Genomic DNA, 21,229 nt, shown 5'->3' with positions numbered 1-21,229 from the left:
CGCAGTCAGTTACTATAATCGAATTAGTATTCAAATTGATGTGATCATATGTTACATCGACCATACCAGATTGGGGAGTTCAGTTATGGAAAGCACGACGAAGAAGAAATTGTCAGACGCAGTCATTCGCCAGTTGGCAGCTAAAGCCTTCGGTTCGGATATAAGCGTTATCGGTTGTACAGAGCTAAGCGATGGCTGGTTTAATACAGCCTACTCGATTGATTTAAGCGACGGCAGAGGGACCGTGCTTAAAGTGTCGCCTCCCGAGGACGTTCGCACCTTGCGTTATGAGCGCAATCTGATGGAAGCGGAAGTGCAGACGATGCGGTTGATCGCAGAAGCGGGAGGTGTTCCGATTCCGAAACTTCAGGGGTACGACTCTTCCAGAGAGCTGATCGATTGCGAGTATTTCTTCCAAGAGCGGATAACCGGACGCACTCTCAATCATATCAAGGAACAACTCTCCGATCAGGAGAAGGCTGCGATCGACCGAGAGCTTGGCATTTTTAATTCAAAAATTAATCAAATAACGGGCGAATCGTACGGCTACGTCGCTTTGCCGTCATCCCGGCGCGGAAGCTGGAAGGATTCGTTCGGCCTTATGATCGAGTGGCTGCTCCAAGACGGCTTGGATGCATCCGTTGAGCTGCCAATCCCATACGAACAGTTCAATGATCTCATGAGTCCGCATCTTCCGGCACTCGATGCCGTACAAGCTCCAAAGCTTGTATTCTGGGATTTGTGGGACGGCAATGTCTTCGTGAACGAAGGGCGCGTATCCGGCATTATTGATACCGAGCGGGCGTTTTGGGGCGACCCGTTGATGGAACATTATTTCAGCCATTTCGCTTGCAGCGAGGCTTTTCTTGCAGGATATGGCGTAGAGAGACCTTCCTTGAACCCGCAGACCAACAGCAGAAGATTGCTCTATGACCTGCATCTTGCGCTGGTGATGCGGATCGAAAGCACGTACCGGGACTATAACGAGGATCATACGAATTGGACGACGAATATCCTAATCGAACGGATTGAAGCGTTGAGAACGGCTCAGTAACCGGCTTTGCTCATTATCCTAACATCCAACTTCAGAAAACATAGCCATCACATCAATGAGGAAGGGGGTATTCGATTATGTCGGCTTTAGATTTCCATCAGATAAACGGTACGGCGAAGACGATCGATGAAGTGTTGGAACGATTGGATCGAATCATTCAGTATTCCATCGATACCGGGAACAGAATCGGTTATTTCACAGCTATGTACCGAACCGTCACAGCAAGAGTCAAGGCAGAAATCGAAGCTGGAAGATTTGAGGACGGCAAGCGTATGGAACGTCTAGACGTATGCTTTGCCAACCGGTTTCTGGATGCATACGCCTCTTATTCGAGCGGCGGCCGCTGCAGCCAGTGCTGGCGAATTGCATTCGAAGCGGCGGAACAATCCAAGCCTCTTATTCTGCAACATCTGCTGCTTGGCATGAATGCACATATTAATTACGATCTGGGTATCGCAGCTGTAGATACTTGTCCTGGCGAAACGCTGCCGTCGCTTCATCATGATTTTAATATCATTAACGATATATTGGCTTCTATGATTGATGAAGTGAAGCGCGATCTGGACTCTTTGTCGCCGTGGATCGGATGGCTGGATGAACAGGACGGCAAAGCGGCTGACACGATAATCCGGTTCAGCATGAACAAGGCAAGAAGCTATGCATGGACATTCGCGATGAACTTGGCCAAGGATAGTCAACATAAATTGGAACTAATGGCGCGTAAAGGCGCTGAGACAGCCGTGCTTGGGCAAGATGTGCTGCGTCCTCCAGGGCTGCTGTTCAAGGCGATTTTATGGTTCGTACGGTTGCGCGAGTCTAACGATGTCGTACACAATATTACGATTTTATCGGAATCATCGAGTGCATGGTCAGGACCGCATAATAGCGGTACGTTATCGGGTTAAATGAAATTGATTTAGGTCCTTCGTCCGCCGAAATGATATTTCGGCGGTTTTTTTGATGCGAGGATGGAACCTGCCGCTGTCGAAAGCGCTCTAATAGGAAGAAACAGGGAGAGAGGAGTACGAACATTGGATGACATCATTACGATTGTCATGAAAGCACAAGAAGGTTCCAAGGACGACTTTGTCCGTATGATACGCAAGTTCGAGAAAACGATGTACCGCGTTGCATTCGGTATTTTACGTTCGGATGAGGATGCGGCAGACGCCATACAAGAGACGATCGTTGCGGCATACCGGCAAATTCGCCAGCTAAGAGAACCTCGATATGCCCAGACATGGCTTGTTCGTATCTTAATTAATCAGTGCAATGGAATGCGCAAGCGCAATGAACGGGTTGTTGCGTTGTATGAGATGGATAACTTGTATGCCGACAACGATAACCGAACCTCCGAGGACAAGCTGGATCTGTATGACGCGATCGGCGTGCTATCGGCTGAGCAGAGAGAAGTCATTATGCTTCATTATTTAGAAGATATGCCGCTAAGAGATATTGGCGAGATGCTGCAATTATCGGAAGGAACAATTAAATCAAGGCTGTATCGAGCGAGGGAAAAGCTTGCGCTGCTTCTGTGCGAACCGGTGCGAGGGGAGGGGCTGCTGTGAAAAACGATAGGGTGGAATACCGCATTCGTACGTTGCTTAGAGGAATAGGTGAGAGCAACGACATACCGATTCCAGATCTCGTTCAATCGAGAATTGATGAGACGCTCGCCACATTGCCAGCTTCACCGCCTCAGACGGGTGAGAGCTCTTATATGCCTGCTTTACCGCGCCGCGGTACTTATAGATCCTCATCCGCATCAGGTCGGATTATGAAACAGGTTTCGATCGCAGCTATCGTAGCTGTGTTGTCTGCATCCGTATGGATAGCGGTCAAACCGGAATCCGTACAATCGGTGAAGCCGGTTTTAACGTCCATATTCGGGAAATTAGGAAGCAATGCGGTCAAAAATAAAGTCGTCAATAAGAAGGGTGAACTGCCGGTCTTGGCCGAGGTGGAGAACGACGGCTATGTGCTGCAAATTCACGAGGCGATGTTCGATGGTTTGCAAGTATCCTTCACCTATTCGTTCCGCCTTCAGAACGGGGAGATGGCGCAAGCGCAATCGATCGTTCCGAACTTTCAACTCGCTGCTTCGGCCAAATTATTGCTCGGACCCACCTACAAATTCGACAATTTTATTAGCTGGGATGACTATAAAATTGGCATCGTCAAATATTACACGCAGAAGAAGCTGCCGGAATCGTTCACCTTGGAAGTGAATGTGCCGTCTATCGGGATTCAGAAGAAGGATTCCTCACTTTATGACATCAAGAAAGGCAATTGGAATTTTGTTATCCCCGTGCAAGGCTCGGATACGACTCATACCGTGAAATGGGACAATCCCAGGCTGGCCGATCATGGCGGGAACCGGTTCGAAGCGGTTCGGCTGCGTACGTCGGAAACGGTCAGCGAGCTTCATTTGAAGCTGCAAATTCCTTACAGTCAAATGCGGTCCGTATGGCAAAACTCCCAGTTCATTAAGTATGTGGCAGTGGATGAGCGGGGAAATCGGATTGATTTTACGCCATCCATTTCTTCAGGTCATTCAACGGATCGAAACGATCATTTGGGTCAAAACCCGGAAACCAAATACGTCGAAGATACGTGGTTCTATTTAGAGCCGCTGCCGAAAGGCACGATATTAACGATTACGCCATCCATTCTTACCCTTAAAGAAGTAAAAGGAGAAATAACGGAACAGCTTGAGCGGTTTGACGGACTTGCCATTACGGTACCCGTACAAGATTAACCAGTATTCGCAGCTTATCGAACTGACATAATAAGCGGGATTGACGTCATGTCATTCTGATGAATATTTGCTTTGGTAATTAATTAATGTTACATTACTAAAGTTAGTTTGTAATCGATCATGGAGGTGCTTACTTAATTATGTCTTCACAAGCGTTCTTATCCGCCGTTCAATCCCGCCGTTCAATCTATGGAATCAGCAAGGAGAAAGTCATCAGCAACGAGCGTGTTCAGGAAATCGTTGAGCATGCGCTCAAAAATACACCGACCTCGTTCAACTCGCAGAGCGGCCGTATCGTGCTGCTGTTCGACGAACAGTCCGATAAACTATGGAAGCTGACGACGGAAGCATTGCGGCGCAAAGCAGGCGACAGCGATTCGTTCAAAGCGACAGAAGAGAAAATGGCGGCATTCGGCAGCGGCTATGGCACGGTCCTATTCTTCGAAGACCAATCGGTCGTGGAAGGATTCCAGCAGCAATTCCCGTCCTATGCCGATTACTTCCCGCTTTACTCTCAGCATTCTTCCGGTATCCTGCAATTTATCGTATGGACAGCGCTTGAACAAGAAGGACTCGGTGCTACGCTTCAGCACTATCAGCCGTTGATCGATGCGGATGTGCAGAAGGAATGGAATGTGCCGGCCAATTGGAAGCTTGTCTCTCAGATGCCGTTCGGCAAAGCGACGGTGCAGCCGGGCGAGAAGCAGTTCCAGCCGCTCGAAGAACGGATGAAAGTGTTCAAATAAGGCAGTTCCTTATCGAAGTGAATGAAGCCTGGACGCTCCTATGCGAGCGGACCGGGCTTTATTATTTTTGAGTAAATCGAGCAATTGGTTGAAACAAAAGATCGGGCTTGTTCGTTATAAAAAGTGAGACATATGAGGAGCCAACGATCATATGCTGTAATTACGTTATGGTGAAGGGGACAACCGCTAATGAGAACAATCATGGCATTCGGAGCTGCTGTCGCAGCCTTATGGATTGTACTCGCTGTAGGATTAGACGGGAAGAGCAAGGAGCCGCAAGCGTCTGCCGCATCAGAGTCGACGGTCTCTGATGAAGTGATGAAGACTGCGTACGTCGAGGGCCTCAAAGAGGAGAACGGGCATTATTTATTGACGGTCGATTACATCGATTGGTATGAAGGCGACGCTGCGGCGGTCATGTTCCGCGAGAGAGAACCGGATCCTGAAGTAACGGAACCGCCAGACGGTTATTACATTGTCAATGATGATCCGTCGCTTGCGACGATCGAGCTTCCAGAGGATACGCAAATTCGAATGCAAATTTACGACCGCCCGGACGAAGAGAGCGGAGCAGATATCGTACCTGATGAACCCATTACGATCGAACAGTTCGCCGAACTCGTGAATGAGGGCGATGACGCATTAATCAACGTCAAAGATTTTCCTTATCATATTACGTTTAAGGATGGCCAGGCGCAGCGGATCGTTCAACAGTTCGTTCCTTAACCACTTCGTGGCGCAATAAGGATGAAATTGGATCGATTGGCGATGCGTAACTGTATTTTTCGATTACCGAGAGGCTATAATATTCGGGTTAATGAAATCAAGAGGAGCATGATCATGACTGAAGAAGAAAAACCCGAATTAATCGTTACCAAAATTTACAAGTGCAAAAACCCGGAATGCAAAGCATGGGTGAGAGAAGAGTTCGGTTCTGAAGGGCAAGCTTGTCCGATGTGCAAAGGTCCGATGATGCGCAGCATGCGGCACTTGCCGAAGGTGCAAAATAAAATTAAACGTCAGCCGAAGAAGAAAGATCCGTACGCATAAACATAAGGTCGTTCTCGTTCGATTTAATCGATATAGCTACCATAACACTACGGAAAAGGAACCGGGGATTATCCCCGGTTCCTTTGTTATGGTGACGCGTTTGATTGATTCAGATTCAAATGACGGGGATATGGACAATTGCTTCCTATTTCCTCTCGGGCGAGTGCTATGGTATAGTTTCAGTAGCAATAGAGTTATCGATATCTCAACTTTCATTTATTCGATTGGCGGAGGATACATTTTGGAAACGAATAATACGATGCTTTGGTACAACAAGCCCGCGCAGGAATGGGTGGAAGCGTTTCCGATCGGAAATGGCAAGCTTGGAGCGATGGTGTTCGGACGTCCATACGAGGAACGGATACAGCTTAACGAAGATTCGGTCTGGCTCGGCGGCCCGCAGAAGCGAAGCAATCCGTCGGCGCTTGAGAATATGGCAGAAATCCGCCGCCTTCTTTTTGCAGGCCAGCCAGAGCAAGCGCAGGAACTCGCTTACCGTTCGATGGTATCGCAGCCGGAAGGACTTGGGCCCTATCAGACGCTTGGCGAGTTGACTTTGACGATATCAGGGGCGGACGGGAACCAAGTACGACCGGAGCCGATCCGCTATAAGCGTTCGCTTGATCTGACGACGGGCATCGTCAAGGTAAACTATGAGGCGGAAGGTACGCAGTTTGAACGGGAATCGTTCGTCAGCGGGCCTGATTCGGTCATCGTATATCGTCTGAGCGCCGGCAGCCCTGGATCGATTGCTTTTGATGCCGGGCTTACGCGTGAAGATATGGAGCCGGTTATCCCTTACGGGAACAACGGTATCGTTATGCAGGGGCAATGCGGAGAAGACGGCGTCCGCTATGCGGCGCTGCTTACAATTGAAACGGTTGGCGGTACGGTGACGGCAGAGGGCGGCCGGCTATCTGTGAAGGATGCCGACTCGGCGGTTCTCTATATCGCGGCTGCGACAACTTATCGGACGGATGATCCTGTCGCCGCGTGTGCAGCCGTTATAGACGGTGCAGCAACGAAAGGTTTCGACAAGGTTCGGGCCGATCATGCAGCTGCGCACCAGCAATTGTTCGGTCGTTTCCAGCTGGAACTGTATGTCAGGGAGGGCTCGGATAATGAGTGGATCGGACTGCCGACTGATGAGCGTCTGGAACGATTCCGCAGCGGAAAAGAAGATCATGGCCTTATCGTTTTATTTGTCCAATATGGTCGGTATTTGCTGATTTCGAGCTCGCGTCCAGGCAGTCTTCCGGCGAATCTTCAGGGCGTTTGGAACGAGTTTATGACCCCGCCATGGGAGTCTGACTTCCATACGAATATTAATATTCAAATGAATTATTGGCCAGCAGAGACGACTAATCTGGCGGAATGCCATGAGCCGCTGTTCGACTTCATCGATAAGCTGAGAGAAAACGGACGTATTACCGCACGTGAAACGTATGGTGCGCGCGGCTTCTGCGTTCACCATGCGAGCAATCTATGGGCGGATACAGCGGTTGTATCGAGCTGGCTGCCTGCCATGTTCTGGCCTATGGGCGGCGTGTGGCTGACGCTTCATATGTGGGAGCACTATTTGTATGGGCAGGATATTGGTTTTCTGCGTGAACGCGCCTACCCGGCGATGCGGGAGTCGGCAGAGTTCTTCCTCGACTTCATGGTGCAGGGACCGGATGGCCGCTTCGTAACGGCGCCGTCGGTATCGCCTGAGAACAGCTACCGTCTGCCGAGCGGCAACGAAGGGGCACTGTGCGTCGGACCATCGATGGATACGCAGATGATTCGCATGCTGTTCGAAGCGTGTTTGACCTCGATCGAGCAGCTTGGTCTGGAAGATCTGATCGCAGGCGAGCTTCGGGAAAGGCTTGCGCTTATGCCGGAACAGGGGATTGCGAGCAACGGTACTCTGATGGAGTGGTCGGTCGAATACGAGGAACCGGAACCGGGCCATCGTCATATCTCGCATCTGTTCGCCTTGCATCCTGGCGATGCGATCACGCCGGATGTTACGCCTGAACTGGCAGAGGCTGCGAGGAAGACGCTGGACCGAAGATTGGCGCACGGGGGCGGCCATACAGGCTGGAGCCGGGCTTGGATTATCCACTTCTGGGCACGGCTGTTCGACGGAGAGAAGGCTTACTCGAATTTATCAGGATTGTTGGCTAAATCCGTTCATCCGAATCTGTTCGGCGATCATCCGCCGTTCCAGATCGATGCGAACTTCGGCGGGACGTCAGCTGTCGCCGAAATGCTGCTTCAATCGCACGCCGGAATGATCCGGCTGCTGCCTGCACTGCCAGCGGCATGGCCGTCAGGCAGCGTGAAAGGACTGCGCGTACGGGGCGGAGCTGAAGCGGATGTTGCTTGGGCAGACGGCAAGCTTGCGCAAGCGGAGCTGCGATTCGGCTGCAGCGGAACGTTTAATCTGCGTATCGGCGGCGAATGGACGATTGCGCGCAATGGCGCTGCAAGTGTTGATGTTGGGCCGGTTGGTGAAATTGCCTTGCTGGAAGCAAAGGCAGGCGATATTTTTACAATTAAGTGCAAATAATAAAGGCGTTACAATGTACAAAACAGTCGGATATTCCGGCTGTTTTGTCTGTTATACAGCATTTTCCTCCGAAATGCTTACCTTAACGTAAGTTGTGATGGAAACTTGTATGCTATATAATTCGGTCGAGATTATGAAGCACAATGCGACTTCATGGTATGCTTGTGCGGAAAGGGATGTACGGCCTATGTTTCTCATTCGCAAATACAAAGCCCGGTACGGGCGCTCGTTCGGCGTCGCGATTTTGTTTCTTATGCTGGAAGCCTTGGCGGATCTGATGCAGCCGGCAATGCTGGCGATTATTATCGACAAAGGTGTAGTCGCCGGCGATATGGACGTCGTCTATCGAAGCGGACTTTTTATGCTGCTGATCACCGCCATGGGCGCTGTTGCAGCCAGCGTCAGAAACGTGGTGTCCAGCCGTGTCTCCCAGCAGTTCGGCGCGGAATTGCGTGGCGATTTGTACCGGAAAGTGCAAACGCTGTCATATTCTTCGATCGATAAGCTCGACCGGGCATCGCTCATCACTCGTCTGACGAACGACGTTACGCAAATTCAAAACTTTGTGAACGGGTTGATGCGCATTTTCGTCAAAGCGCCGCTGCTCGGCATAGGTGCGGTCATTATGGCGGTACGGCTTAATCCTCCGCTGTCGGTTGTTCTGCTGGCTGTCGTGCCGATCGTTGCGTTCCTTATTGTCATGAACCTGCGCATCGGGTTTCCGCGTTTCGCGCGCGTCCAGCAGTCGCTGGACCGGCTGAACGGGTATACGCGCGATTTTTTGTCCGGAATTCGAGTGGTTAAAGCGTTCAACCGGTATGAGGACGAGGCGGTCAAATTCGAAGCAGCGAATGACGCTTACCGCTCGGCTAACGAGACGGCAATGCGTGCGATGGCTGTTTTCAACCCGCTTATAGCCCTTACGGTAAACGTTGGTATCGTCTCGATTCTGTGGATCGGAGGCGTGAGGATCGACGGCGGTCATATGCAGCCCGGTCACGTCGTTGCTTTTATTAACTATATGCTGCAAATTTTGTTCTCGCTGATGACGGTCTCGATGGTATTCAATATGTTCGTCCGGGCGAAATCGTCTGCAGGACGGATTATGGAAGTGTTCGACAATCCGGAGCGTCCAGATGGTGAGCCGATGCCTGAACAGACGAGGGCAGCGGAAGCGGATGCGGGACTGCGCGGCGAAGCGGTTCGGTTCGAGCGTGTGTCTTTCTCGTATGACGGACCGGAAGGGGATGCTGTGCTGCACGAAATATCGTTCGACTGCTTGCCAGGAGAAACGATTGGCATTATTGGTTCAACCGGTTCGGGCAAAAGCACGCTGGTCAGTCTTATTCCGCGGTTTTATGAGACGACTTCGGGCAGCGTGTATGTCCAGGGTACGAATGTGGCGGAAGCGGACCCAAAGTCTTTACGCAGCCGGATTGCGGTTGTCCCACAGCAGGTCGTTCTGTTTACTGGAACGGTAGAAGATAATATCCGTTGGGGCAACGAGCATGCGACAGAGCAGCAAATCCATGAAGCTGCGCGCGCGGCAGCAGCGGAAGAGTTCATCCTGGCGCAGCCGGACGGTTACCGTTCGGTGGTCGGCCAAGGCGGCGTCAACTTCTCAGGCGGCCAGAAGCAGCGGCTGTCCATTGCACGGGCGCTCGTCCGCAAGCCGGACATTCTTATTCTTGACGATTGCACCAGCGCGCTCGATGTGTTGACGGAGGCGAGGATCAAGCAATCGTTGAAGCAGATCAGCAGCCATACGACGTGCTTGCTCATCGCTCAGAGGATTACTTCTGTTATGGATGCCGACCGGATTATCGTCATGGACAACGGCAGAATCGTCTCGATTGGCGTACATGATCAACTGCTGCAGCAATGCAAAGTGTATCAGGAAATATTCCGCTCGCAGTGGGGAAAGGAGGCCGATCAGCATGCCGCAGCAGCCCAATCGTAAGGAAGCATCAAGGCCGGAAGTGAACATGCCGATCGGCGGACACCGTCCAGGCGGCTTCGGCGGCCGTCCAGGCGGACCAGTTGCTAAGCCGAAAAGTTTGCTTGGTGCGCTCCTTCGGCTGTGGCAGTTCGTGGGATCGGAACGTGTTAAGCTATCATTTGTTCTGGTGCTTGTGCTCGTGTCTGCCGGAATCGGTCTGGCTGCACCGTATTGGATTGGCCGAGCCGTCGACGCCATGGATGGCGGAAGCGGACAAGTCGATTTCGAGCTATTGCGCATCGTTCTGCTCTCGTTAGGAGCGGCTTATCTGACCGATGCGTGTATCGGGTTCGTACAAGGAAGGGCGATGGCCGGCATCGCACAGCGTATCGTCCTGCGTCTGCGCCGCACGCTGTACCGGAAGCTTCAGAAGCTGCCTCTTGCCTACTTCGACAGCCGGCGCCATGGCGACGTAATGAGCCGGTTATCCAACGATATCGACAACGTCAGCAATACGATCTCGCAATCAACGACGCAGCTGATGTCAGGGCTGCTGAGCATTGTCGGTGCACTTGTCATGATGCTGGTGCTGAGTCCGATGCTGACGCTGGCGAGTATGATTACCGTACCGCTCGTGTTCGGTTTAACGCGAATGATCGCACGGCGCACTCGTGAACTGTTCAAAGCACAACAGACGCAGCTGGGGGCATTGAACGGACATATCGAGGAAACGATTACTGGCGTACAGATCGTTCAAGCATTCAACCAGGAACAGCGCGCCATATCAGAATTTAATGAGATTAATGTTAAACTGCGTAAAACAAGTACCAAAGCACAAATATGGTCAGGTTTGTTAATGCCGCTGCTCAGCGTAATTAGCAATATCGGCTTTGCATCGGTTGCAATAGTCGGCGGTATTCTAGGTGTGAAAGGCCATATCTCGGTAGGCGTTATTGCCAGCTTTATGACGTATTCCCGACAGTTCGTCCGTCCGCTTAACGATATCGCGGCGACGTTCAACGTGCTTCAATCGGGTCTTGCCGGCGCGGAGCGTGTGTTCGAGGCGCTGGACGAGAAAGAGGAGCAAGCCGATAAGGCGAATACGATTGAAATGAAATCACCGGCGGGACGCGTGCAATTCGACGACGTTACGTTCGGCTATAAGCCGGGCGAGCCGATTTTGAACCATATCAGCTTCGTGGCGGAGGCGGGTACTTCGACTGCAATTATCGGTCCGACAGGTGCAGGTAAAACGACGATCATTCAACTGTTGACCCGGTTCTATGAGCCGACTAGCGGGAAAGTGACAATCGACGGCAGGGAGCTGACGGAATATACGCGTGACAGCCTTCGCCGCAACTTCGGTGTCGTGCTTCAAGATACGTATCTGTTCTCGGGGACGATCCGGGACAACTTGAAATACGGCAACCCGGAGGCGACCGACGAGGAAATGCGGGAAGCAGCCAAGCTGGCCAATGCCGATGCGTTCATCCAACGGCTGCCTAACCGGTACGAGACAGTATTGACGGAGAATGGCGGCAGCTTGAGCCAAGGCCAAAGGCAGTTGCTCGCAATTGCCCGCGTTATGCTGGCGAAGCCGTCGATGCTAATTCTAGACGAGGCTACTAGCAGCATCGACACGCGGACCGAGCTTCACATCCAGGAAGCGCTGGCGAAGCTGATGGAAGGCCGAACGAGCTTCATCATCGCCCACCGGCTCAATACAATCCGCGATGCAGATTCGATTATGGTCATCGATAAAGGGGCTATCGTGGAGCGCGGTAGCCACGACCAGCTAATGGACGTGAAAGGCGCTTACTATCGGATGATGAGCAGCATGCCGGTGAGAGGCGAAGCTTCCGCTGAACTAGCCAACGGGTAGAGAGCAGTAAGAAGGCTGTGCGGGTCGGAATGACCTGCACAGCCTTTTTGTGTGCGTCAAACGAGATGGCTTGAAATGCTGACAGGGTGCTCCACCCATTATTTTACTAATTATTGAGTTTACGGCGAAGGAAAATAAAGAAAATTGTCGAAGATATTCATCCAATAATAGAGCTTGAGCTGAAGCATTTCGTATTTTCGTATTCCGAGGCATTCTTATAAGGAGATATTATGACAAATTTATTTACGGCATCTCATTTATATAAAGTATTTAAAGATCTTCAACTGAACTACTATATTTTGATGGATAAAGACAAGCAGAGAACGGAACATAATCAATATCATTTTCATTCTGAGTATTTGTTTGATGCGGTTGAACCTTGGAGGTACTGTCTGCATTTACCTAGACATGCTAAAGATACCGTTTATTTAGGAGTGAATGAAGTTGTAAATGTGTATGGGAGTCAGCATAACATATTATTTTTTGAGTATGATCATTCAGACCCAACAGAACTTATTAAGTCTATTGCAGAAATGCCCTCCACGCTGTATATAGTTGAAGATTCCATTTACGAAGAAGCGTGTATGATTGATCAAAAGTATAAGGCATTATTAGGCTGCATAAAAATTTCAGAGCTTTCTTCACATACTCTGAAAAGGCACTGGAATGAAATCGCTGATTATGTAGAAAGCAAAGTATCCAAGCCTAAAGTGAGCTACATCCCTAGAATTCTTTCTTATAAGAAAATGAAAGCATTGCCTTTAATTTATTGGACGAATCAAACCAATGAGACGAATGGGATCAAGGGATATATGAATGAAAATAACTATTCGTTGAAAAGTAGAATTGATGCTTCATTAAAACAAGTGTCCCAATTTACCCTTATTATTAAAGGTATACGCATTAATAAATATGGCAGCAAGAAGCTGGAGAACGCTATTTCTGCTGAAATGAAAAATAATAAAATTCCATTAATAATGATTCTACCTGGCAGATCGCAGAGAAAAACTCTTTTTTTGAACGCGGTCGGAAAAAGTCAATTTGTCTTCGGCGATGAAGAAAAAAAACTAATAGAGGTTCTGGGACTGCACAAGGCTATCGCACAACAAGGTGTCTATTTAGAGGGTGAGACACTAGACAATAAGATATTTCAGAAACTGCATTTATTAGAAACTCATTTTGATTATTTACGGCCTAATGGGCAATTTATTTACAATGAATGTAAGAGCATTGGGAAAGAGTTAGTCCAGTCCTTACCAAAAGATTTTTATGAAAATATAGACAAGTTTTCGATGATAACGCTCTTTTCAGATTTTAATATTGGAATTTCTATCGTACCGAATTATTCGGATCCATTGAATTATATGGTGCCCATTTCATACAGGCCGCTGACTCCATTAGACTTCTCAATTACATATGGAGCACATAGAAGGTATGTATATGGCATCGGCAAATATGGGGAAATTAGAATTCTTATTTTAGAATGTCTAGATCCAACAGATGATATTTATATAGCCTCAAAAACAGCCTGGGAAAAGTTTGAACAATCTTTTAATAAGATAGACTATATACACGTTCAATATGTTCAAGTGGACTCCATCCATCATCTCGATCAAATTTTGAATGAAGATTCGGATTATGATATCTTAATCATTTCAGCCCATGGAAAATATGATGCCTCAGGATCGATGACAGCTTTAGTGGTTTGCGGGGATATGTGGAGTCCGATAAACAAAAACGTAAAATTCCCCCCTGTTGTTATTTTGAGTGCATGCTTGGTATCTCCAAGGGGGTCAGGTGCTTTTTCAATAATCGATCAATTTGTCGCAAAAGGTGTTACTGCAGTATTGGGACCGACAATTCCAATAAATGTGTATAAGAATAGTGTTTTATTAAAGAGATTCTTTGAGTATATGATCAAATATATAGAGTCCAACAGCGAAGAGAAATCGATCCTTCAAATTTGGCATGAAGTAGTAAAGTCGCATGCTATATATGAAATTCTTCACTCGACCATGAAATTAAAATCGTTTGCAGATGTCAAAAATGAGAAAGGCTTGAATTCTTATGATGAATTCTACGAGATTTATGAAAAGACGAATATTCCATTTGGAAACAGCTACTCCTGTTCGCTTGAAATATTGAGGGGTATTGCCAGAAGACGCGGTTATCTAAATAACTTGGAGGAAATCATTAGAGATAATAAATTCGTTAATGAATCCGTTTTTTATATTTTTAGTGGATACCCGGAAATGGTTGTTATCGAGAACCATGAAAGTACTAAAAAATATGAACAATTTCATAAAGAAGTGGATATGACATGCTAGTGAATAATTATTAATACAGTAGAATTAGAAGTATTATTCCAAGTCAACCCTGACGTGACCATATACGTCAGGGTTAGAGGCATTTAGGCCGGCATTGGTGTCGGCGTCGGCTTGGCGTAACCGGTCTTGTACGTGTCATCGATGAACGTACGGATTTCTTTGACTGATTTGCCTTCTTGCAGCATAAGCGCCGTCTGGAAAGCCGTCTCCATACAGACGTCGCACTTCGTTCCATGATCGTCCCATACGACGGAGCCGTCTTCATGGATTTCTTTAATGAAACAGTTCAAATTGTTCAGATGGCCGGCACTGCCGCCGCAGCCGCAATAGCACGGGATCCACTCCAGCGTATCATGAACGGCAGCCGCCGTCTTATAAGCCAATGCGATTTGATTCGTCAGACCGCTCAGGAAAGAGGGGAGCACGCCGATCGATTCGGTCGTTTCTTGCAAATCACCATTCGACGCATATTGGATATGGCCATGCTCATGCTCGGCAGCATGCTGTTCTTCGGCAGCGCTGCTGCTGGATGGAGCTTTCGAGTTCGAGCCGCAACCAGTCAGCAACATGGAACAGACCGTTCCCGTCACGGCAACAGTCAGCGCTGTACGAACATATCGGGAACGTATGAAATAAGGCAGCATCATAAATCCTAACTCCTCACTTTGTATCAAAATCATTAATCCATCATTGACGATAATAGCGGTTCGACTTGCTGGATCCAATTCCCTTCCGCATCCGCAAGCAGTGTCGACCATTTGAACCGTTCAGCTTGCTTCAGATTGGCAGCAGAATCGTCCACGAACAATATCGGACTGTCAGCACCGATCGACTCGGATGCGATCTGATAAATAGCCGCGTTCGGCTTGAAACAGCCCGCTTGGCTGGACACGGTTACGCTCCGGAACAGACCCATGAAATTCGTCAACTTCGGCAGCAGCCATTCGTGCCGATGGTTGCTCAACAGGTGAAGATCTGCGATTCGGCTCCAACGCTCCAGATGTTCAAGTGCAGGGAGCGGGACGAGGCAGTCCATCAACAGAGCTTGGCCTGCAACTGGCGAGACGGAAGGGCAATTCGTCTCGATCCAGTTCCAGAATTCCTGTTCTGTCACAGCACCGGACCATAAATCATCGCGTATTTCCGTTTTATAGCGGGAGCGGACGGCTGCATAATCAGCTCCGCCTCGAGCTATGGCCTCCGTCCAAAAGGCTGGCGTCAGATTCGAGAGAAGAACGCCGCCGACATCGAGCACTAACTGCGGCCGCTTGATACTTCCTTGAGCAGCTTCCGAATCTTGAAGTTGTTGATCGTCGCGGAACTCCTTAACCGTGCGGTGAATGTTTGTTGATACCTCTGTCATAACGGTCACTAATCCTTCTATTATGTATTTCTGCAACGTAAGACCACGTTTATGTATTTCTCCAAACGGAGATTCGCATTGCCTAATTTCCGGTTACTCACACGGCATTAATCATAACATGGCTTAGACGAACAATGAAGACGAACCGGAAAGCGCATTGTTTTTAGGAGGATAGACCTTATATAATCAGAGAGGATAGAAGATAACGACCATACATAGCTTTCAGGAGGAGAAACGAAACGATGACGAACGCTACGAATCGGCTGCTCGTGTTCACTGGCTCATATGCCGATACAACAGGCAGCGGTGTATATGTGTATCAATTTGATGAAGAGACGGAGCAGTTGACGCTGCTTCACGAATACGGCGGCTTAAAAAATCCGACGTTTCTGAACGTCGACCCGCAGAACGGCCGGCTGTATGCCATTACTGAAGGCGTATCTGAGAGCGGAGCCAAAACAGGCGATGCAGCCGCTTACGCGATCGATCCGGCAACAGGCGCGCTGACGCTGCTGAACCGGGGACAGACGGTCGATTCGACGACTTGCCATGTCGCTCGCGATGCTGACAGCAAGCACATAATTGTGACGAGTTACCATGGCGGCATGGTCGGACTTGTCGGCTTGACGGCGGATGGCCGCATCGGCGACAGGCTCGATTCGCAGCAGCATGAAGGAAAGGGGGCGCATCCGGAGCGCCAAGACCGTCCGCATCCGCATTCGTCGACATTCAGTCCGGACGGACGGTTCGTCTATGTACAGGATCTTGGACTTGACCGAATCAAACAATATGCGATTGACAACGGAAAGCTGACGCTCATTGGCGAGACTGTGCTTCATCCGGGTGCGGGTCCGCGTCATATGACATTCCATCCGTCTGCGCCATATGCTTTCGTTATTAATGAAGTCGATTCGAGTGTGACGGTACTCCAGTATGATTCGCAATCCGGCGGATTGTCTGCCGTGCAGACGATTACGACGCTTCCTCCGGAAGGATTCGACGGCGAGAATACGTGTGCGGAAATTACGGTCTCCCGCGACGGCCGTTTCGTCTACGGCTCCAACCGCGGACATGACAGCATCGTCGTTTACGCGTTCGACGCAGAAACGGGCAAGATTTCCATCGATGAAATCGTACCGGTTGTAGGACAACATCCGCGCCATTTCGCTCTCACGCCTAGCGGCAATCATTTGATCGCTGCGAACAAAGACAGCAACAATATTGTCGTCTTCCGCGTCAACCGCGATACCGGAGCCATAGCGTACACAGGCAACAGCGTAACGGTATCGATGCCGGTCTGCGTGCTGCCAACGTACTACTAGTACGTATGCGGGCAGTTCGCCCACGAAAAAAGCTGTGCCGCGGCAATCCATTGCCGCAGCACAGCTTTTTTCGTTCACTTATTATTAGTCTAGCTTAATCTTGATTGCTGATATTTGAAGATAATGGATACTTTAAGGGTAATCATGTGTTGGAGCTTATGCCCTATGGATTGAGTGAACGGATTGAAATTGCTAAAGGTTTAGACTGTTTGCCGGCATTGGACGAAACCTACGTCCCATACTCGGAAAGGCAAACGGAATATTATGGAACGCAAGCCGCGTAAGCGCGGCAGAAAAGCAAAGCACCGTGGTATCAGTAATAACAAGTCTACATACTTATCGCCCGGGCAGTTGAAGAACTGAAACCACTTTGCGATTCCAATCGTCATATCATGAGAAGGATTCTGTTTCATGATAACGATAATACGGGAGAATTAAAATTGATGAAAATAATTATTAGCCGGTTGAAGACCTTGAATATTAGGCGGTATATGTTATTTTCGGCTGGAGCCGGAATCATTGTAGGAATACTTACGGTGTTAGGACAAGGAGTGCTTCCTGGAAACTGGGGTTCTCTCGCTAATTCAGGAACGGTATGGTTGATTCCAGCTTTCTATGTAGGTGGATTGGGTCCTTCAAAATTAAAGTCGGCCTTAGCAAGCATCCTTACCCTTTGTGGTATGGTAATGGGATATTACGGCTACGCCATGATTATCCAAGATGTAGCTCATTCGATCTATTATATTCTAGTTTGGACGGGAGCGGCCATTTTGGGCGGTTTGATTTTTGGAATTGCCGGTTATTTGTGGGGGCAGGATCAAGGCAGCAAACATAAATATGGAAGCGCACTGATCAGCGGAGTGTTTATCACCGAAGGATTGGATTTATATTTACACATGGATGACTATGGTCATATGTTACCTGTTGGAGCAGTTAAAATCACGGTTGGTTTTATTCTCCTCTTGGTATTAGAACGTTCGAACAAAGATCGAGTTGCTTCTTTATTGGCTTTGATTCCTGTTATTGTATTAGGAATGATCGGGTATCAAATATTGCATTCATTCACATAACGATTATAAGTATTCGAAAACAGCATTTATTACGTTGACGGGTACGATAACTTAATAAACCGCCCTTTACGGGGCGGTTATATTTTTGGCCGAAAATCAACACTGAGAGTAAACATAGCCTATTATTTAACTCGCTTAAATCCTTCTTCCTTCAAATACTCGACCGATTCGGCCAACGTTTCGAAGGCGCAATCAAGAGCGTCAAGTGCCCATATGTACCATAGATCCGCATCGTCTTCGTACCGAAGAACTAACGTATTGCCCTGCTTGTCCTGCCACAGCTGCTGTTCTTGCTTCACTTCGTCCGTTTCTTGAACCTGCGCAGCGGCCGCCTTAGCAGCCGCTTCAGCTGCTTCATCCGGCACGTTCAGCGAAGCGATCGATTGCTCGAGCAGAGAGCGCAGCCCGGCTTCGTCCAAATCGCGAAGGTTGACCATCCCTTTGGCATCTTTGCGGGCGTCGTCGAGCAGACCGGCATAGACGTATCCGTTGCCGTTCGGATGAAGATGGTAGACGACATTTTTCCGTTCGCGCAAGCTTTCCTCGTATTGAAAATTAATGCGGCCAAGCGATACGTCCTTGCGCTCAAGCTGCGGAAACGATTGAATGACCGATAGCTTTTGTTCGAAAGTAAGCATAGTTCCTCCCGGTTGTTGAACCGTAATTGAATTGCCTGTCATTATAGCACAGGCGCAGCGATTCGTCCAAGATATGGGCAATCGTTCGTCTGCAAAAAGTCACAGCAGCGTCAGTGAACAGGTCACAACTTTGACTGCCGCTGCGGCGGATTCGGGCTATAATTAATCCCGACCGGTCGAATCGGACGGAGAATAACCGAAGCCATCGGCATCCTATAATCGTTGTTGCCACGGTATCCCAACGGCCTGTGGATCGTCTTAAGACGGTCTGCGGGCTGTTCTATTTGTACATAACGCTGCTGGAATACGCATCCATGGTTACGGCTTGTACCCAAATGTGCTAGGATGATGGTAAACATCATGAATAATTCTTGTATGTGACAACAGCCGCCAGATAGGATGGTCTTCCATGCTGTATTATATGTTTGCGCTTCTGACAGCCTCGCTGGTCGTATTCGTGCACGATCCCCGCAAGGAGGCGAACCGTTGGGCTGCGTTGTTTCTGTTGTTCGCCGCATCCGGGGGCAGCTCGGATCTGCTTCGGCAGCACGGTTATAACGGTTGGTCGGATGCGATAATGTTCATCAATCAGACGTTGACTCCGTATGGACTGATCGTATTTACGCTCGTCTATACGAGAAGGCTCGATAAGCTGCAAGCCCGAACGAGACTTGGCGTCAAAAGCGTTCTGCTTCTGCCGGTTGTAATCATGGCCGCCGTCACGCCGTTCACTCCGCACCTTTCGTTCAATTACATTCTAATGCTCTTATGGACGGGCCCGTATTATGCAGGTGCCATCTGGCTGCTGCTGTCCGCTTACCGGCGGGAGACGGACCGTGACCGGAAGCGCTCGCTTCTTTTAACGTCGTTGATTATGGTTCCGACTTTAATCGCAGCGATTTTATTCATCGTCATTGCGAGAAGTATCTATCCTGATTTTGATTTTTTTCAGTACATTGCAGGCTTCTTAACATACTCCATTGCGGTTGCTCTGCCTGGCGTCTTCGTGTACGGGGTGCTTGGCGTGAAGTTGAAGTTCGAGCGGGACTCGATGGGTACGGCGATGTCAGCCATGGGCTCAGGCGCATCGTTGCTTCAGCATACGGTCAAAAATGAAATCGGCAAAATTGCCATCAGCGCCGATATTTTAAAACATATAATGAACCAGTCTGATCTTTCGGCAGAGGCGGATGAGCAGCTGCGCGTCATAGAAAACGCTTCTGCTCAGATGATGGAGATGGCGGAACGGATGAGAGAGCAGATGAGCATTATGACGCTGTCGCTGCAACCGTGCCGTCTGGACCGGTTGATCGATTCGGTGTTGGCAGCTCATAGGCCGCTGTGCAAGGAAAGGGCAGTCGCGCTAGAAGCGGACTTCGTAATCCGGCCCATCGTTCGATGCGATGCCGTCCACGTGCGGGAAGCAATCGGCAACCTGGTGACGAATGCAATAGAAGCGATGCCAGGCGGCGGACGGTTAACGATATCCATCGACCGTCAGCGGCGCAGTGTTGTGTTGAATGTGAAAGACTCGGGGGGGGGTATGACGCCGGCTCAGATGGAGCGTGTATTCGAGCCTTTCTACAGCACGAAGCAGCGAGCCAGCAACTACGGCCTCGGCCTCTCTTATGTCTATATGGTGATGCAGAGAAACGGCGGTTCTATCAAACTAAAGAGCCGAGTCGGGGACGGGACGACGGTACAGTTGCGGTTCCCGAGATCGGCTGTCATAAGAATGAATGAGCTTGGAGAGGTGGCTGATCATGAATCAGGAGACGAAGACTGATGCAACGACCATTCGGATTCTCATCGTCGAGGACGATGCCGACTGGATTCGTTCCATAACGACGCTGCTGCATCAGCAGCCGGATCTGCTCGTTGTCGGCGCCGCTACCGATGCGGAGGAAGCGGTCCGGCTTGCCGCTTCTATTGAATATGATATTGTGCTGATGGATGTTCATTTAAGTGAAGAGGGTGCGAACGGTATCCACACGGCGCAGCAACTGCGATCGATTCGTCCGCTATCGCGTGCCATTATGCTGACGTCTCAGAACGACGAGCGGACGATGACCGACGCGTTCACGGCGGGAGCGAGCTATTTTCTCGAGAAGACGAGATTCCGCGAGCTTGCATCGACGATCCGTTCCGTCTATCATCACCCGGAAGCGATGGATGCACTGCTCAAGGAGCTGAACCGGTTGAAGCGAGAGGAGCAGCTGCAAGGGTTGACCGCTGCCGAACGCGAGGTATTCGAGCTGATGGAGCAGGGCCATACGCATGCGCAGATCGAGAAGAAGCTGTTCAAGGCCGAAAGCACGCTCAAAAACCAAATCAACAAAATGCTGAAGAAGCTCGGGGTCCGAAGCGGCAAAGAAGCAATTGAGAAAGTGAAGCGCAACGGACTCCGCTAGATGGCATGACCGGACAAGGTACTACGAATCGTAGTACCTTGTTGCTTTTCCGTACTATGAAAGTCCCAACTGCAACGAAACCGTGCATCGGATTACAATACAGACAGGAAGAGGG

18 protein-coding genes and 1 pseudogene are annotated in these 21,229 nt (G+C 49.5%); 16 read left to right on the top strand and 3 right to left on the bottom strand.

Annotation, left to right across the window (positions count from 1 at the left end):
* Positions 1–85: 85 nt before the first annotated feature.
* The 11 genes from PKO01S_RS06525 (at position 86) to PKO01S_RS06475 (ending at position 14,310) form a co-directional block, all read left to right on the top strand.
* A complete protein-coding gene (locus PKO01S_RS06525) occupies positions 86–1,054 on the top strand; it encodes a phosphotransferase family protein (protein ID WP_127530497.1) in 969 nt (322 codons plus the stop codon).
* A 77-nt stretch (positions 1,055–1,131) separates the two neighbouring features.
* Positions 1,132–1,959: a DUF5995 family protein gene (locus PKO01S_RS06520; protein ID WP_127530496.1), complete on the top strand. Its 828-nt coding sequence runs from the start codon at positions 1,132–1,134 to the stop codon at positions 1,957–1,959.
* A 126-nt stretch (positions 1,960–2,085) separates the two neighbouring features.
* Positions 2,086–2,622, top strand: coding sequence for an RNA polymerase sigma factor (locus tag PKO01S_RS06515; protein WP_164779509.1), 537 nt, complete (start codon positions 2,086–2,088; stop codon positions 2,620–2,622).
* Positions 2,619–3,812, top strand: coding sequence for a DUF4179 domain-containing protein (locus PKO01S_RS06510; RefSeq protein ID WP_127530494.1), 1,194 nt, complete (start codon positions 2,619–2,621; stop codon positions 3,810–3,812). Before PKO01S_RS06515 ends, PKO01S_RS06510 begins: the two co-directional genes overlap by 4 nt.
* 140 nt (positions 3,813–3,952) lie before the next feature.
* Complete coding sequence (locus PKO01S_RS06505) at positions 3,953–4,558, top strand: nitroreductase family protein (protein ID WP_127530493.1); 606 nt, start codon at positions 3,953–3,955, stop codon at positions 4,556–4,558.
* Between the two features lie 189 nt (positions 4,559–4,747).
* On the top strand, positions 4,748–5,284 hold the full coding sequence (locus PKO01S_RS06500) for a hypothetical protein (RefSeq protein ID WP_127530492.1): 537 nt from the start codon (positions 4,748–4,750) through the stop codon (positions 5,282–5,284).
* A gap of 114 nt (positions 5,285–5,398) precedes the next feature.
* The gene (locus tag PKO01S_RS06495; RefSeq protein WP_127530491.1) at positions 5,399–5,608 is read left to right on the top strand and encodes a cold-inducible protein YdjO-related protein; all 210 of its coding nucleotides are present in this window, start codon (positions 5,399–5,401) and stop codon (positions 5,606–5,608) included.
* A gap of 241 nt (positions 5,609–5,849) precedes the next feature.
* Complete coding sequence (locus PKO01S_RS06490) at positions 5,850–8,162, top strand: glycoside hydrolase family 95 protein (protein WP_246070462.1); 2,313 nt, start codon at positions 5,850–5,852, stop codon at positions 8,160–8,162.
* A gap of 187 nt (positions 8,163–8,349) precedes the next feature.
* Positions 8,350–10,122, top strand: a complete 1,773-nt coding sequence (locus tag PKO01S_RS06485; RefSeq protein WP_127530490.1) for an ABC transporter ATP-binding protein — start codon at positions 8,350–8,352, stop codon at positions 10,120–10,122.
* Positions 10,100–11,983, top strand: a complete 1,884-nt coding sequence (locus PKO01S_RS06480; protein ID WP_127530489.1) for an ABC transporter ATP-binding protein — start codon at positions 10,100–10,102, stop codon at positions 11,981–11,983. The genes PKO01S_RS06485 and PKO01S_RS06480 overlap by 23 nt, the downstream gene beginning before the upstream one ends.
* 230 nt (positions 11,984–12,213) lie before the next feature.
* On the top strand, positions 12,214–14,310 hold the full coding sequence (locus PKO01S_RS06475; RefSeq protein ID WP_127530488.1) for a hypothetical protein: 2,097 nt from the start codon (positions 12,214–12,216) through the stop codon (positions 14,308–14,310).
* An 83-nt stretch (positions 14,311–14,393) separates the two neighbouring features.
* Here PKO01S_RS06475 and PKO01S_RS06470 read toward each other — a convergent pair whose 3' ends face one another.
* Positions 14,394–14,957, bottom strand: coding sequence for a PCYCGC domain-containing protein (locus PKO01S_RS06470; RefSeq protein ID WP_246070461.1), 564 nt, complete (start codon positions 14,955–14,957; stop codon positions 14,394–14,396).
* A 32-nt stretch (positions 14,958–14,989) separates the two neighbouring features.
* Positions 14,990–15,673 (bottom strand): HAD family hydrolase, encoded by a 684-nt coding sequence (locus PKO01S_RS06465; RefSeq protein WP_127530487.1) that lies wholly within the window; start codon positions 15,671–15,673, stop codon positions 14,990–14,992.
* Positions 15,674–15,915: 242 nt separating this feature from the next.
* Between PKO01S_RS06465 and PKO01S_RS06460 the strand changes: the two genes are divergently transcribed.
* The 3 genes and pseudogenes from PKO01S_RS06460 to PKO01S_RS06455 all read left to right on the top strand — a co-directional run bounded on the left by PKO01S_RS06460 (position 15,916) and on the right by PKO01S_RS06455 (position 18,065).
* Entirely contained in the window at positions 15,916–16,995 is a 1,080-nt protein-coding gene (locus PKO01S_RS06460) for a lactonase family protein (protein WP_127530486.1), read from the top strand.
* A 218-nt stretch (positions 16,996–17,213) separates the two neighbouring features.
* Positions 17,214–17,342 (top strand): annotated as a pseudogene (locus tag PKO01S_RS29275) (IS1595 family transposase); the annotation flags it as partial.
* Positions 17,343–17,438: 96 nt separating this feature from the next.
* Entirely contained in the window at positions 17,439–18,065 is a 627-nt protein-coding gene (locus PKO01S_RS06455) for a DUF6518 family protein (RefSeq protein ID WP_407669633.1), read from the top strand.
* Between the two features lie 122 nt (positions 18,066–18,187).
* Here PKO01S_RS06455 and PKO01S_RS06450 read toward each other — a convergent pair whose 3' ends face one another.
* Entirely contained in the window at positions 18,188–18,703 is a 516-nt protein-coding gene (locus PKO01S_RS06450) for a hypothetical protein (RefSeq protein WP_127530485.1), read from the bottom strand.
* A gap of 409 nt (positions 18,704–19,112) precedes the next feature.
* Between PKO01S_RS06450 and PKO01S_RS06445 the strand changes: the two genes are divergently transcribed.
* Both PKO01S_RS06445 and PKO01S_RS06440 read left to right on the top strand, forming a co-directional pair.
* Positions 19,113–20,489: a sensor histidine kinase gene (locus PKO01S_RS06445; protein ID WP_127530484.1), complete on the top strand. Its 1,377-nt coding sequence runs from the start codon at positions 19,113–19,115 to the stop codon at positions 20,487–20,489.
* The gene (locus tag PKO01S_RS06440; protein ID WP_127530483.1) at positions 20,467–21,114 is read left to right on the top strand and encodes a response regulator; all 648 of its coding nucleotides are present in this window, start codon (positions 20,467–20,469) and stop codon (positions 21,112–21,114) included. The genes PKO01S_RS06445 and PKO01S_RS06440 overlap by 23 nt, the downstream gene beginning before the upstream one ends.
* Positions 21,115–21,229: the final 115 nt, after the last annotated feature.

This window comes from Paenibacillus kobensis NBRC 15729 (assembly GCF_004000825.1).
Classification (GTDB): Bacteria; Bacillota; Bacilli; order Paenibacillales; family Paenibacillaceae; genus Paenibacillus_T; species Paenibacillus_T kobensis.
Note: the sequence above shows the minus strand (reverse complement) of the source record. Positions and strands in the feature narration are given on the sequence as shown.